This window comes from Enterococcus sp. AZ011 (assembly GCF_050548355.1).
Classification (GTDB): Bacteria; Bacillota; Bacilli; order Lactobacillales; family Enterococcaceae; genus Enterococcus; species Enterococcus faecalis.
Genome location: NZ_CP172959.1, coordinates 1,350,561 through 1,366,193, shown reverse-complemented (window position 1 = coordinate 1,366,193; position 15,633 = coordinate 1,350,561). Strand labels below are relative to the sequence as shown.

Annotated in this window: 13 protein-coding genes and 1 pseudogene; 3 read left to right on the top strand and 11 right to left on the bottom strand. The window is 36.3% G+C overall.

Annotated features, from left to right (window positions below):
• Positions 1-32 precede the first annotated feature (32 nt).
• Entirely contained in the window at positions 33-1,466 is a 1,434-nt protein-coding gene (locus IGL36_RS06615) for a cryptochrome/photolyase family protein (RefSeq protein WP_002365672.1), read from the top strand.
• Between the two features lie 212 nt (positions 1,467-1,678).
• Here the strand turns inward: IGL36_RS06615 and IGL36_RS06610 are convergent, their stop codons facing one another.
• The 5 genes from IGL36_RS06610 to IGL36_RS06590 all read right to left on the bottom strand — a co-directional run bounded on the left by IGL36_RS06610 (position 1,679) and on the right by IGL36_RS06590 (position 8,601).
• A complete protein-coding gene (locus IGL36_RS06610; protein ID WP_002398299.1) occupies positions 1,679-3,115 on the bottom strand; it encodes a catalase in 1,437 nt (478 codons plus the stop codon).
• Between the two features lie 302 nt (positions 3,116-3,417).
• Complete coding sequence (locus IGL36_RS06605) at positions 3,418-4,428, bottom strand: hypothetical protein (protein ID WP_002357550.1); 1,011 nt, start codon at positions 4,426-4,428, stop codon at positions 3,418-3,420.
• 139 nt (positions 4,429-4,567) lie between these two features.
• Positions 4,568-4,993: an 8-oxo-dGTP diphosphatase gene (locus tag IGL36_RS06600; protein ID WP_002385906.1), complete on the bottom strand. Its 426-nt coding sequence runs from the start codon at positions 4,991-4,993 to the stop codon at positions 4,568-4,570.
• Positions 4,994-5,081: 88 nt separating this feature from the next.
• Positions 5,082-6,860, bottom strand: coding sequence for an ABC transporter ATP-binding protein (locus IGL36_RS06595; protein WP_002360293.1), 1,779 nt, complete (start codon positions 6,858-6,860; stop codon positions 5,082-5,084).
• The gene (locus IGL36_RS06590) at positions 6,853-8,601 is read right to left on the bottom strand and encodes an ABC transporter ATP-binding protein (protein WP_002357553.1); all 1,749 of its coding nucleotides are present in this window, start codon (positions 8,599-8,601) and stop codon (positions 6,853-6,855) included. The genes IGL36_RS06595 and IGL36_RS06590 overlap by 8 nt, the downstream gene beginning before the upstream one ends.
• A gap of 136 nt (positions 8,602-8,737) precedes the next feature.
• Between IGL36_RS06590 and IGL36_RS06585 the strand changes: the two genes are divergently transcribed.
• Entirely contained in the window at positions 8,738-9,556 is an 819-nt protein-coding gene (locus IGL36_RS06585) for a helix-turn-helix transcriptional regulator (RefSeq protein ID WP_002357554.1), read from the top strand.
• A gap of 54 nt (positions 9,557-9,610) precedes the next feature.
• Here the strand turns inward: IGL36_RS06585 and IGL36_RS06580 are convergent, their stop codons facing one another.
• Positions 9,611-10,138: a GNAT family N-acetyltransferase gene (locus tag IGL36_RS06580; protein ID WP_002357555.1), complete on the bottom strand. Its 528-nt coding sequence runs from the start codon at positions 10,136-10,138 to the stop codon at positions 9,611-9,613.
• Between the two features lie 19 nt (positions 10,139-10,157).
• Positions 10,158-10,262, bottom strand: a pseudogene (locus IGL36_RS06575) (GNAT family N-acetyltransferase); the annotation flags it as partial.
• Between the two features lie 233 nt (positions 10,263-10,495).
• Here IGL36_RS06575 and IGL36_RS06570 point away from each other — a divergent pair.
• Positions 10,496-11,104, top strand: coding sequence for an NUDIX hydrolase N-terminal domain-containing protein (locus IGL36_RS06570; protein WP_002357557.1), 609 nt, complete (start codon positions 10,496-10,498; stop codon positions 11,102-11,104).
• 47 nt (positions 11,105-11,151) lie between these two features.
• Here the strand turns inward: IGL36_RS06570 and IGL36_RS06565 are convergent, their stop codons facing one another.
• The 4 genes from IGL36_RS06565 to IGL36_RS06550 form a co-directional block, all read right to left on the bottom strand.
• A complete protein-coding gene (locus tag IGL36_RS06565; protein WP_002361833.1) occupies positions 11,152-12,492 on the bottom strand; it encodes an NADH oxidase in 1,341 nt (446 codons plus the stop codon).
• Between the two features lie 297 nt (positions 12,493-12,789).
• Positions 12,790-13,233: a Fur family transcriptional regulator gene (locus IGL36_RS06560; RefSeq protein WP_002357560.1), complete on the bottom strand. Its 444-nt coding sequence runs from the start codon at positions 13,231-13,233 to the stop codon at positions 12,790-12,792.
• Between the two features lie 138 nt (positions 13,234-13,371).
• The gene (cysK, locus tag IGL36_RS06555; RefSeq protein ID WP_002357561.1) at positions 13,372-14,304 is read right to left on the bottom strand and encodes a cysteine synthase A; all 933 of its coding nucleotides are present in this window, start codon (positions 14,302-14,304) and stop codon (positions 13,372-13,374) included.
• 228 nt (positions 14,305-14,532) lie between these two features.
• Complete coding sequence (locus tag IGL36_RS06550; RefSeq protein WP_002357562.1) at positions 14,533-15,393, bottom strand: glucosaminidase domain-containing protein; 861 nt, start codon at positions 15,391-15,393, stop codon at positions 14,533-14,535.
• Between the last annotated feature and the right edge of the window lie 240 nt (positions 15,394-15,633).

Genomic DNA, 15,633 nt, shown 5'->3' with positions numbered 1-15,633 from the left:
AAGCAAGACGAAGTATTTAGGAGGATTTAAAAATGAAAAGAGTAATGTGGTTTAGACGTGATTTACGATTACAGGATAATAAAGCATTAGCACACGCGTTACAAAATTCTGCAGCTGATGAATTGATTTTATTATTCCAAATGAATCCTCAACAATTTATTCAAGAAAGTGCTAATCATAACGCTTTTTTTGCAAGTTTAGCCTCGCTTAAAGAACGAATCGATCAAGAGGCACATTTACAAATCATGGTCGGCGAACCATTAGATTTATTTTCACGTTTGAAACGCAAATTACCCGATTGGCAGGCCATTTATTTTAATGAAGATACTTGTGGCTTTGGGGCAAAGCGGGACCAGCAAGCTATGCGCTTTTTTGAAGAAAATAATATTCAGTCTTTCTCTTTTCAAGATGCCTATTTGCATGGCTCTGAAGAAATTAAGAAGAACGATGGCAGTAAGTACCAAGTGTTTACGCCCTATTACAATAAATGGAAAGAGGCGCCTAAAGAAACCCCGATTCCTGTTTCCTATACAGCTGAAAAAATTTTTAGTGCGTGTCTTTTTCCAGAAGAGGAAGCAGCTTATCGTGAACAGATTGCGAGGATTCCTTTAACACACTATAGTGTCGGCGAAAAAACAGCCAGAAGGTGCTTAAATACTTTTATTGATCAAAAACTTCAATCCTATGAAAATAAGCGTGATTTCCCTTATCAGGATCAAACGAGTCATCTGTCTACTTTTTTAAGAACGGGAGAACTTTCGATTCGCACTATTTGGCAAGAGCTTGCATCTGTGCCTTCTAGCTTAAGTAAAGAAACCTTCAAAAAAGAATTAGCTTGGCGCGACTTTTACAATATGATCTATAGTGCGTTTCCACAACAAAAAGAGGAAGCTATTCAAGAAAAATTTCGTTATATTCAATGGACAAATGACCCAGAAATGTTTGTCAAGTGGCAAAAAGGGGAGACGGGGTACCCTATAATTGATGCCGCAATGCGACAACTGAATCAAACTGGTTGGATGCACAATCGCTTAAGAATGATTACTGCCTCTTTTTTAGTTAAAAATTTACACATCGATTGGCGTTGGGGTGAAAAATACTTTCAAAAAATGTTGATTGACTATGATGCTGCCAATAATATCGGTGGCTGGCAATGGGCTGCTTCAACAGGAACGGACGCTGTCCCGTATTTTCGGATTTTTAATCCAATTATCCAGTCAAAAAAATTTGATAATGACGGCCAGTTCATCAAAAAATATGTTCCAGAACTTAAGCAAGTGCCACAAAAGTATATTCATCAACCAAATCTAATGAACGAAGCCTTACAAACGCAATATCATGTACATTTAGGAGAAAATTATCCAAAACCCATTGTCGATTATGCATCAAGTAAAAAACAAACATTGTTTCTATATGAAGCGAGCAAAGAAATTCATCAAGAAATGAACAATCCAACGTTTCAATAAACAGTAAACCCAACTAGCTTAGCAAACAACTTGTAAGGTTAGTTGGGTAAATTAATTAGTCGAAAGAGAAGTGCAATTTATCGGCTAAAGTTTTTTATTTTATTCTAGTTTACATAATATACATTATACAAAGTAGAGTAGAAAGCATTGAAAAGCAAACAAAACCAGTCTTTAGTTTATCTAGACTGGTTTTGTCACGTACGTTATATAAATTATGCTTGTTGCTTGATGGCTTGTGCGACACGTGCTCCATATTCTGGATTTACTCTAGTGAACAAATCAATTTGACGCGCGATGATTTCTTGATTTTTCACTTGACCTAAAGATGCCGCTATATTGTTAATTAAGTTTTCTTTTTCTTCGCTTGGCAGCAAATTATACAAAGCGTTTGCTTGTGTAAAGTGATCTTGATTATAGCTATAATTACCAACATTTCCCTCAACTTCAAAAGAACTAATTTTCGCCGTAGGATCTTCTTTTGGTGTTTCAGTATAACTATTTGGTTCGTAATTAATTTCGCTATTGCCATTGTCAAAACGCATATTGCCGTCTTTTTGGTAGTTATTTACAGGCGCTTTTGCTTGGTTGATCGGCAATTGGTGACTATTAGCGCCCACGCGATGACGATGCGCGTCCCCATAAGCGAACAAACGTCCTTGCAATAATTTATCTGGAGAAGCTTCAATACCAGGAACGAAATTCCCTGGTGAAAAGGTTACTTGTTCAACCTCTGCAAAATAATTCTCTGGATTTCTATTTAAAGTCATCGTGCCAACTTCAATCAGCGGATACTCTTTTTGAGAAACCGTTTTTGTTACATCAAAAAGTGTTTCTTTCATTGTTAACGCATCTGCATACGGGATAATTTGCACAGATAATGTCCAAGAAGGAAATTCTTGATTTTCAATTGCATTATGCAAATCTTCAATATGGAAATCGGGGTTTTTCCCAGCAATTTCTTCTGCTAATTGACTCTCTAGATTTTTGATTCCTTGATTCGTCTTGAAGTGATATTTAACAAAAAATACTTCTCCAGCAGCATTGACCCATTTGAATGTATGGCTACCAAAACCATGCATGTGACGGAACGACAACGGAATGCCACGATCACTCATTAAAATTGTTACTTGATGAAGGCTTTCCGGTGAATGAGACCAAAAATCCCAAACAGCTTCTGGACTTTTCAAATGCGTCCGTGGATTTCTTTTTTGGCTATGAATAAAATCTGGAAACTTAATTGCATCACGAATGAAAAAAATGGGCGTATTATTGCCAACTAAGTCGTAATTTCCTTCGTCTGTATAGAATTTAAGCGCAAAACCGCGAGGATCACGCAATGTATCTGATGAACCTAACTCTCCAGCTACAGTTGAAAAACGAGCGAATAAAGGTGTTTCTTTGCCAACTTCAGATAAAAAATCGGCTTTAGTATATTGTGCCATTGATTGGCTCACCTTGAAAATTCCATGAGCACCAGCACCTTTGGCATGAACAACCCGTTCTGGTACGCGCTCACGATTAAAATGAGCTAATTTTTCTAATAAATGAACGTCTTGGATTAGGACAGGACCAAATTCTCCTGCAGTTAGCGAATTTTGATTATCGCCAACTGGACTTCCTTGTGACGTAGTTAAATGTTGATTTTTCACCTAAAACACTCCTTCATCTAAAATTATACTCATTGTATAAAAAAACCACTCTGCATAACAAAAATAATGCTTAAAAACACTCAAAAACATTTGTTATTTAATAGAATGATTAAAAATAGCAGTAGAATTTAAATCAAAAACAAATGTATTAACTTTAAACTGTTTACACCACCAAAAATAACAACCAATAATTCAAAGAAAACTAAAATGCTGTTTTTTTATTCAAAAAAGACCTAGCATCCCAATCATGCTAGGTCTTTCGTTACTTTTTTTGAGCGGCCGTTTTTATTGGTCATTCAGCGTTATTGATTGATCGCAACAGTCGTGTCTTCAGTGGATAGACCTGTCATAGAGGTGCTATCGGAAAATATTTTTTCAACTTCTTGTTCTGATAAAATATTTTCTTTCTTAGGCATTGAAATCGTCGCTTTTTTGGCTTTTTGTGTAATGCTAATTTTACTAGATAATGATTCAAGTCCCATGTCAACGTTCTTGTCTTGCTGCGGTTTCACATTAATCAACATATTTGTTTTATTTTCTTTTGTATTAACAGAAACTTTGGCAGAAACATCTTTGATTTTTTCGAAAGGATCTTGTTCTTTACCTTTTTCAGATGTTTCTGTCGTAATTTTGATTAACTTTTGTAATTCTTTTTTTGTAAACGTATGGGTAATGGTGTCCCCTTTTTTCTCGAACGTATCCTTGTCTAATCCTTCTAAAAACTCTTTGTATTCCTTAGCAGACTGTTTTCGTTCTTTTTCCGATTCTTGATACTCTTTGATTGTATCTTGCCATTCTTTCGTACTTTCCTCGTTCATGGCTAAAAGATCAATGTATTTTCCTTTTAGTTTTTCTGTATCTAACTGAGAACTATCGATAGCACCGTCAGTCATTGAGTCTGCGACAGCGACAATATATTCCATCATATCTGTTGCTAAATAGAGTTTTGGCTCTTTGCCCTCGTTATCTAATGATCCAACCAATGAAATCGGTACATCCATTCCCATCGCTTTTAATTTCATCTCTAAGTTGAATGCTTTTTCTTTTTTGGCATCTACTTGAATCTTCCCAGAAAGCGATGCGTCTTTGATTTGCGTGATGAGCATCCCAATCATAGGATTCGTTTGTGCACTATCTTCTTGTGAAAATTTCATGTCACTAATTGACATAGAGAAATCCCAAACCCCAGATTCTTGTGCGTTTTGATTGCCAATCCCTTGAATGAACTCATCTTTCGCACTTTTGCCACAACCTGTCAGTAACAAAGCTGAACAGAAAACGCCTGTAATAATCCCCACTTTTCTTTTTAACACACTTTTTCCCCCTCATTATATAAAAAATTAATTCCCTTTTATTAAGAATAGCAAACATTACTTATAAATAGCAATGTTTAATTTTAGATTTCCTCTCTTTTAATAAGTGGGATTGATTTAATCTTTTAGGTTTGAATCATTAAGCTGTATTATTTTTAAAATAAAATTGCTTTTCGCCAAAAAATACTGGGAAAAGTTCTGCTAAACTGCCAGCTAAAGGACCTTCTCGCAATTCTTTTTCAGTGACCCAAAACAAGGGTTGTTCCGTTTCTTCTGGTAGTTCATCCGCTGTTTCTGCAATGAATAATGTGGCTAATTCCCGCGCACCTGAACAATCATTCAGCCATTCTGCAACACCTACTAATTGTGGCTTCAGCACTAATCCTGTTTCTTCAAGGAGTTCGCGAACCATGGCTGTTTCCATGCCCTCGTTTTTTTCAACATGTCCGCCAGGGAACGTCCAACCAGGCCAATCCTTTTTTTGTCGTTCTTGCACAAGGATTTCATTTTTCTGATTTCTAATCATACATAATGTTGTTAATTCTACTTCAAAATTCCGATTCATTTGGCACCTCATCATTTTTTCCTTTGTTAAGGTTACGATACAGAAAAACAGAGAAAGATTCAACTAAGAATTTTCTCTGTTTTATCATCTAGCTCTTTAATAAGTCGTATTGCGATTGATATAAATGATGATATAACGCATGTTTTGCCATTAGTTGATCATGAGATCCTTCTTCCACAATACGACCACCATCAATATAGAAAATTTTATCGCTATTTTTGATGGTAGAAAGCCGATGAGCAATAATAAACGATGTCCGTCCTTTTAGAAGTTGTTGTAGTCCTTCTTGTAACAACTCTTCTGTTTTTGTATCAATACTGGAGGTTGCTTCGTCTAAAATTAAAATTTTGGGATCTGCCAGTAAAGCACGAGCAAATGAAATTAATTGGCGTTGTCCTGCCGAGAGTGTACTACCCCGCTCTTCCACAACTGTTTCATAGCCATCTTTTAAATCCTTGATAAAGTCGTGCGCACGAACAATTTTTGCGGCTTGGATGACTTCTTCCTCTGTGGCTGCTAAATTTCCGTACCGAATGTTTTCAATAATCGTTCCTGAAAAAATAAACGTATCTTGAAGCATTACCCCCATTTGTTTTCTTAACGAACGGAGTGTCACATCGCGAACATCATAACCATCAATTTTAACGGCCCCTTCATTCACATCATAAAAACGACTTAACAAATTGATGATTGTTGTTTTACCCGCACCTGTTGGCCCAACCAAGGCGATTGTTTGTCCTGGCTCAATATGAAAACTAACATCGGTCAAAATATTTTTTCCTTCTTCATAACGGAAATAAACATGCTGAAAGTCGACGGTTCCTTTAATTGGCGGCAACTCAATAGCGTGCGGCGCATCTTGAATTTCTGGAACAACATCCATCGTTTCAAAAATCCTTTCCAAATAGGCAGTTGCAGTAATCAGAGAATTGTAGAAGTTACCAATATTGATGACTGGATTCCAAAAGTTATTGATATAACCGATAAAAGCAATTAGCGTCCCAGTGGTAACGGACACACCTAATTGACGGATTCCTACGAAATAGATAAAACAAGTCGTAATGACGGATATATTTTGCACTGCTGGCCATAATAAATACTGGACACGCACAGCTTTCATAAAGGATTGACGATATTCTTCGCTTACCTCGTTAAAAATCTGGAAATTTTCATCTTCTCGTGCAAAAGATTGTGTAATTTTAATTCCTGAAATACTTTCATGAATATAGGCATTTAAGTTTGATTGTTTATTGCTAAGCTCTTGGTAAGCTTTCCGTTGTTTCCCTTGGATAAACAGAACCATCACGAACAACACAGGCAATAGCAGTAAACTGTATAAGGTTAATTTCACATCAATAAATAACATGAAAATTAAGGTAATAATCACATTAAATAAATCAGAAATTAAATTGATCAATCCGTTACTTAATAAATCACTTAACGTATTGATGTAATTGACCACCCGAATTAAGATTTTTCCATGCGGCCGACTGTCAAAGTAAGAAAATGGTAATTTTTGTAGATGCTCAAAAATTGAAAAACGCATATCTTTTAAAATATCTTGTCCAATTTCTGTGATGGCATATATTCGATAACGCATACACCAACCAATAATCACCAAGGAAAATAGGAAAATAGCCCCTAGTATCAAGAGTAACGAGAGATTCTTTTGTGGAATTACTTGGTCAATCGCAATTTTAGTAAAGTAAGGGCCTAACATACTTGCCAGATTAGCTAATATGATGACAAATAATGTTTTAAAAACAGCTTTTTTGTAAGGCTTAATATAGGCGCCTAATCGTTTATAATGAGACCAATTAAATTCTTTTTCTAAAGTCTCATCCACATCAAACGTATTTCTAGCCACGCGACTCACCTTCCTTTGTCAGACCTAATTGTTTTTGATATACGTCAAAATATTTGCCTTTTTGTTCGACTAATTCGCTATGCGTACCGCTTTCCACCACACGGCCTTTTTCCATCATCAAAATTAAATTGGCCTCTCTCACAGAAGAAATTCGGTGGGCAATAATAAATGTCGTTTTCTTTTCCGTCAAACGACCTAGTTCTTTTTGAATTTTTGATTCTGTTTCCATATCAACAGCGGAAGTTGTGTCATCTAAAATTAAAATAGCTGGATCTTTGGTTAAGGCACGGGCCAGTGAAATCCGCTGTTTTTGGCCACCAGATAGGCCAACGCCGCGTTCACCAACAATTGTTGCATAACCTTCGGGCATTCTGGAAATAAAGCTATGGGCATCAGCAATTTCAGCCATCATTTGCACTTGTTCCAAGTTAGCCAATGTGTTACCAAAAGCAATGTTATCTTCTATTGTATTGGAAAAAAGAAAGACATCTTGCATAACCATGGAGATATTTTCTCGCAATTTACGAACAGAATAGCTTTTAGCATCTTTTCCATCAATATAAACAGTGCCTTTTGTTGGATCATAGAACCGAGCGATTAAGTTAACTAAAGTGGTTTTGCCTGAACCAGTTTCCCCTAAAATACCAATTGTTTCACCAGGTTTTGCTGAAAATGAAACATCCGATAAAATGGGGGTTTCTGGATCATCTGAAAAATGAAAGGACACGTGATCAAACGTCACATAGCCTTGGATTGGTTCTGCTTCTTTTTCCCGAGCAATGGGAATCTTCGGTTTCGTTGCTAATAACTGACGAATTTTAATGGACGATGCCGTAAAGCGTTGCACATCATTGATCAACCAGCCACTCATTCGCATCGGCATGTTCAACATCCAGAGAAAACCGTTAAAGGCCACTAAATCACCAATTGTCATCCGACCTTGAATTACAAAGAGGCCACCAAGAACTAAGGCAATAACATTTAAACTACCTGCAAAACCGTCTAACCACGGTAAATATTTTTTTGAGACATCTGCAGAAGCCATATTCCATTTTTTATAGTCTTCATTGTGCTTGTTAAACTTTTCAATTTCATAAGGTTCTTGAGAAAAAGCTTTAACCACCCGATTTCCACCAATATTTTCTTCGACCATCGAATTTAGCCGAGAAAAACTTTCCCGGATCTCAAAAAATACCGGATGCGATTCCTTCGACATTTTTTGTGTTAACAGAAAAATCAAAGGTGTAATTAAAATTAATGCTAGCATCAATTGCCAATTGATCGTCCCCATCACAATCACGGCTGCGATGAACCATAAAATACATTCTAAGAGGTTATAAGTGACCCAAGAAACAAAATGGCGGATAGCGTCTGTATCCCCTGTCATTCGCGCCATAATGTCGCCAACACGTGTATGATTAAAGAAATCAAAATCTAATTCTTGAAGTTTGACATACATATCTTTTCTTAAGTCAAATAACGCAGATTGTCCAACCGATTCAAACAAGACTTGATAACTATAACGAACAACTGTCCGAATAACGGTCACTCCAATCATAATCCCAAGAATTGGGACAAGCTCTTCAGTTTTCCCCTGATTGATTACTTGGTCTACAATTCTGCCAGATAACAATGGAATAATAACAATTAAAATAGCGTTAATAACGACAAAAATAACAGCTAGCAGTAACTTATTCTTATTTTTTTTAGCATATTGCCAAATCCATTCAAAACTATTCATTTTCTCCCCTACTCTCTCTTGTTTTTATGGACGTGTATAAGATTACTGTTTTTTTATAGGAAAAGAAATGGGCATTCTTGTATATTTTGATGTACAATATAGTATAGAAAGCGGATACAAGTAGGAGTGATTTTTTATGAACTACACAAATAGTCGAACGTTTAATCCTGAAATTTTATATGCCTTTGATCCTTGGAACGAAGAGACCCACCCTTATAATTGTCATCATCATGAATTTCTGGAAATATCTATTCTTTTAGAAGGTGAATCTGAATATATTGTTCAAGGGCAACAGTACCATGCCACTGCTGGTACAGTGTTTCTTTTTAATCCGCGAACGGAACATGGTGAGCAACAAAAAGCAGGAACTTACTCACATCAACTACACATTGGCATTTCAAATCTCTATTTAGAAGGCTTAGCGCGAAACGTATTTCCAAATAAATCAGCTTTATTAGATTTAAGTCATTTACATGGTGCTTTTTTAGAAAAAGCTTGGCAAATTGTTCATGAATTAAACCATCAAGAAGTTGAATCAGCGTTACAAATTAAAGCTTTAGTTATTGAACTATTGGTCTATATTTTAAGAAGCTTAGCAGTTGATCAAGAAAATAAAATTGAAACTCGGCTATCGAAAACGGAAAAAAGAAAACGAAATTTAGTCAATCATACGATTTATTATCTGGAAACGCACCATGACGAAGAAATTACTTTGGAACAGTTAGCTGAAATGCTATATGTGACCCCGACTTATTTGTCGAAAACCTTTAAAGCGGCCACAGGCGTTGGGCCAATCAATTATTTAATTCAAATCCGCTTAAACCATGCGAAAGAATTGCTGAAAAATGATTCCCTAAGTGTCAAAGAAGTGGCAAAAACGGTTGGTTACGAAGATGCCTATCATTTCAGTAAATTATTCAAAAAATATTATGGAAAATCCCCTTCACAATTTTAAGATAAAAAAACAAGGAATCGTCGGCTTCATTGCGTCCGTTTCCTTGTTTTTGCTTTACGTTGACTCTTTTAACTGTTTCGTCATTGTATAATCGGTATGGCGTTCATTTCCCATATAAAAATCATGTTCATCTGTTTTGACGAAGCCTAACGATTGATAAAATTTTTGCGCTGGATGATTATGTTCCCAAACACCTAACCAAACCGTCTCTTTTTCTGCTTCTTCTGCTAATTCAATTGCTTTCGTAATCAAATGTTTGCCTAAGCCTAAACGCTTAAAAGATTTACGAATATAAATGCGCTCAACTTGTAACGCTTGTGGATGTTGATAGGTAATCTGAGCATCACCGTGATTTAATTTCACATAACCTGCAAGTTCATTATTATAAAAAGCAAAGAAATATTGCGAATCTTTATGTAAGATTTCGCTTTCTAAAACTGCTGGACTAAATTTCCTCTCATAATGTGCCTGTAAATCCTCTTCGTTTTCGCCATCTCCATAAGTATCTGCAAAAGTCTCTTGGCAAATGGCCTCTAATTCTGGTACGTCTGCGACGGTACACTCTCTAATAAATACTGACATACTAAAACTCCTTTGTAGATTAAATCAACTGTTTAATTAAAATTAAACAAGGATTCCAAGCGTCCCATAATGTCGGAAAAACCTCAAGGCGCTTAAAACCCAATGATTCGTAAAAACGAATAGTATGATATTAACCTGTCTAGCGAATGACGTCAATCTTTTTGCTTTGTTTACATAACAAAATTATTGTATACCCAATCTTTTTTATTAAATAATAGCATAGGTAGTTTAAAAATGTAAGTTAGTCATTTATTCTTTATTATTTCCTTAAAACGACGCCTTTTCTCGCTAAATCTGCCCTTTCTTTATTTTTTTCTGTTAAACTAAACGTATTAAGTCTATGAGGAGCGTGCGTATATGGATTATCTGAACACTTATAAGCGGTTGCTAGCATTGGCAGATGCTGGTCTTTTTTACGGGAAAGATGCTTTTGATCAAGAACGTTACCAAGAACTACGAGAACTTACGTTACAACTTATTAGCGCAACCGGACACGAAGCGACTGTCTTGCCCGACTTAGAAAAAATCTTAACTAAAGAAGAAGGTTATCCAACACCGAAAGTAGATGTTCGCGGTTTGATAAAAAAAGAGAATCGTTTTTTATTAGTTGAAGATTTACGGACCAAAGAATGGTCATTACCTGGTGGCTATGCCGAAATTGGCTGCTCTCCTAAAGAAAATATTGAAAAAGAAGTATTGGAAGAAACTGGCTTAGTTGTTACAGCAAAAGAATTGCTTGCTGTTTATGATACAGATAAACGAAAAGACATTCCTCAACTATTTCAGTACTATAAAATGATCTTTTCTTGTGACATTCTAGAAAATCATCCCTTTGAAAAAAACATTGAAACCTCGAATTGTGCTTATTTTTCTTTAGATAATCTCCCCTCTCTTTCTATCAAACGAACAACGAAAGAGCAATTAATGGCATTAATGAACCAAACAACTGGAGCGCTTAGTGACTAACAAAAAGGATGAAGAACTTCTGTTCTTCATCCTTTTTCTATTATTAATTACATATTTTCTAAAGCGGCTTGGGCTAATAAGTTTAAGTAGTTCCAAGGGCGATCAAAATGTGGTTGGAAGAAGAAATCAGAAATCGCTAAATCTTCGACAGTCATTTTATTTTGGACCGCTAATGATAAAGTATTGGCAGATTGTGTGATATCATATTTAGACATCAATTGACCACCAACAATGCGTTGTGTTCCTTTTTCATAGACTAATTCCATCAGAACTTTTTCAGTTGTTGGCATAAACTCTGGACGATAGTTATCTTCGAAAACAGTCGCTTCGACATCTAGTCCGTTTAATTTGGCACTTTCTTTTGTCACACCTGTTGAACCAATTTTCCAACCGAATAAATATAAACCAGAAGTTCCCTGTGTGCCACGATAAGCCAATTTTTGTTCAGTCAAATTACGACCTACTAGCATACCTTGACGAACAGCATTCGTTGCTAATGGGATATAATTTTTTGTTTGACTTGGGTTGTAGTGAACAACTGCACTATCACCCGCAGCAAAAATATCAGGATTGCTTGTTTGCATATACTCATTGACTTCGATTGCACCATTTGGTAACATGTCAACTTTATCTTTTAATAATTCTGTATTTGGACGGAAACCAACACACATAATCACCATATCTGCTTCGAATTCTTGACTTGGTGTAATGACTTTTGCTACTTTTCCTTGCTCATCTGCTACGAATTGTTGGACATTTTCACCTAAAGCTAAATTAACGCCACGATCAACTAATTCTTTTTCTAGAACATCTGTGAATGGCTTATCTAAATATTTATTTAAAATGCGGTCTAACCCGTCAACTAAAGTAACTTGTTTACCTGATTCTACAAAAGCTTCTACTAATTCAATACCAATATAACCGCCACCAACGACAACGACACGTTTGGCATCTTTCGCTTTTTCGATGATCACGTTGGCTTGTGAATAGTTTTTACATAATAAAATATTTTCAGCATCAATTCCTGGAATTGGTGGAATAATTGGCCAAGAACCAGTTGTCATTACTAATTTATCATAAGAAACGGTCTCAGTTGCGCCCGTTTGTAAGTTTTTCGCTGTAACAGTTTTGTCGTCCACGTTGATTTCTTCAACATTGTGTTCCATCTTCACTGTTGCTCCTAAAGAAGCCAGTTCTTCTGGATTTGAATAAAATAAATCAGCAGCATTTTTAACTACGCCTCCAACGTACAAGGCAATTCCGCAAGATAGGAAGGAAATATTGTCATTTCTTTCATATACAGTGACTTCCGCCTCCGGGTGATTTGCTAAAATACTTTTAACTGCTGAAGTTCCAGCATGGGTACATCCTACGACTACGACTTTCATGTTGTAAATCCCTTCTTTCACAATCTTTGTTTTGCAGAGGTGACGTCTCCCTCTGTCTGTTTAAAATATATCAGAGGAATCAAGCTTATTCGAGTTCTATGCTTGTGAATCGCATATAAAAAAATTCACAAACTGTTGCTAATTCTTAATAATAGCTAGTTAATTTTTTGTTTTTAAGAATTTAAAAGTCAATAACCACACAAAAAAACAAGCATAAGAGTGAAAACTCTTACGCTTGTGAAATTTGCCTAGACAAGTGACTTATCTTTTGATAAATTTTTAACAGTATGTAATTTTTTACACATTCTCCTGTTGTGCTTGTTGGCAATCTGGACATAATCCATATAATTCTAAACGATGTTCATTAATTTCGAAGCCTGTTAATTTACTAGCGGCCATTTCAACGTCCTCTAACCCTGGATAATGAAAATCAACGATTTTACCACATTTTTGACAAATCACGTGATAATGTTTCTTCGAACTAAAATCAAAACGACTAGATGCATCGCCATAACTCATTTCTTGAACGAAACCGATTTCAGTAAATAAACGTAGATTGTTGTAAACCGTTGCTACACTCATATTTGGAAAATGATCTTCTAGTGCGCGATAAATTTCATCAGCTGTTGGGTGTGTATGATTTTCGATTAAATATTCCAAGATAGCATAACGTTGCGGAGTAATTCGGATATTGGCTTCTTTTAATTCAGCAAGTGCATTTTTAACCAATACGTTGTCCATCTTTGTATCCCTCCCCTGTCTATCTTTCTTAAATAATACTATTTCTTATTACGATTGACAAGAATTATTGTAGGATTCTCGTGGAAAAAACGAGCATTTTACTAAACTAAGAGAAATGCTCGTTTTTTGGCGTGTTTTTTATTCTGGAAATTCGTAAAGAGCTGTCGAAAGATAACGTTCACCGTTATCTGGAACCAGCGCTAAGACACGTTTGCCTGCGCCTAATTCGACTGCCAAATCAATGGCAGCTTTAATTGCTGCCCCTGCTGAAATCCCCACAAGGATACCTTCTTTTGGCCCCATTAAACGAGCAGTTTCTAATGCGTCTTCACTAGAAACAGCGGCAACTTTTTGATAAACGGTGGTGTCTAAAACTTCTGGGACAAAACCAGCGCCTATTCCTTGGATTTTATGTGGACCTGGTTCGCCACCTTCTAAAACAGGCGACTCCGTTGGTTCTACTGCAACAATTTCAATATCTGGAAAAATCCGTTTCAATTCATGGCCAACTCCTGTAACGGTTCCTCCAGTGCCAACACCAGAAACAAACGCATCTAAGCCACGTTTACCAAAGACATCAACAATTTCTTTTCCTGTTTTTTGTTCATGTACCATTGGATTAGCTGGATTATTAAATTGCAAAGGCATGAAGTACCCGTGTTCTTCTGCTAATGCTGTAGCTTTTGCAATTGCCCCTTTCATTCCTTCGGCACCAGGGGTTAATAATAGATCAGCCCCATATGCTTGCATTAATTTGCGGCGTTCAATACTCATAGTATCTGGCATCACAATCTTAACTGGATATCCCAACGCAGCACCTACCATTGCTAACCCAATGCCTGTATTACCACTAGTCGGCTCAATAATCGTTTGTCCAGGTTTTAGGCGACCATCTGCTTCGGCTTGTTGGATCATGCTTAAAGCAATTCGATCTTTCACACTGCCACCAGGATTAAAGAACTCTAGTTTAACAAAAACATCTGCAGCTCCTTCTGGTACCATCCGTTTTAATTTCACAACTGGGCTTTGACCAATTAACTCTGTTACTGATTTTACATAACCTTTAGTCATAATCCTACATCCTCCAATTTTACAAACAATATAATAATTCTTTCTCTAAGCATAGCTCAAAAAAACGATTTCTACCAGAAAAACGAATTTTAGTTTGTGAAAAATTAAATAAAAAAACGGATTATACTCATCCAATAATTGCTGCTAGCCCTACCTATTTTCACGATAAAAGACCTTACAAAAACTGCCGCTTTTGTAAGGTCCTTCTTCAACTAAATAATTGCAAAATTAACCGATTTGGATGGTTTGACCCACCGATAAAACAGAATCCAATGTTAATCCATTTAGTGACATTAAATTATCAACTGTCGTTCCAAAACGTGCAGCAATGTCCCACAATGTGTCGCCGTTTGCGACAGTGTAACTTTGACTAGCCACAGTTTCTGCTGTTGCTGTTGCAGAAGCCGCTGTATCGATTGTTGTATCAACGGTTCCCGTTGTATCTGAATAACTAGTGGTTTGAGCGACTGGTGCTCCCCAATCATATTGAGTTAAATTATATGCTTCAATTAACCAATTCAATTTTTCGGCATAGCCTGGATCAGTTGCATAACTTCCAGCTAAAGCGGCTGTTGCATCGCGATAACTGCTAGTATTACTCTTCCAAACGCCTGAATAATGGTATGTATCCCCAAAAGCAGTGGAACGAATAACATTGGCATGATCTTGGAACGATTCCGCATAAGAATTATAACTTCTAAATGCTGCTGTGACGGTCACCCATTGTCCGTCTAAATATTCTTTTGTTGGCATATAAACAGATTGTCCATTATAACTTCCTTTTACACCAAACAAGTTATAGTTCGGTGCAGATGCTAACCCAGAACTACCATAACTACTTTCTAGCAACGCTTGAGCAATCATGACGGAAGCATACATATCATTGCTATTGGCAACGGCTGCTGCTGAATTTCCGATTTCATTAATAAATGCTTGCTGGCTTGATTCTGCTTGGGCAGGTACCGCAGCACCAACCACAGGTGCTAAAATCATTGAAGTCCCCGCAACGGCGGTAGCACGTTTATAAGCTTTTTGCTTTTTAAGAGCTTTTTGAATATGTTTACTACTTCTTGTTAACTGTTCGCTCATTCATTTTTCCTCCTCACTGTCTCACTTTTCTATTTTACCGTTAATTTCCTATTGAAACAAGAAATAAACGTATTAAATTTTGAGTTTTAAAATTTCTGTAATGTAATTGAAATCTTGTTTGTATTTAATTAACCCTCTTCACACTTGTGAAAACAACCACTTCTTCTTTTCATTTTGATGAGATTTTTGTTATTTATCCTCTTACTTTTCTTTATTTATTGTGATAAACTTTTTAATGGA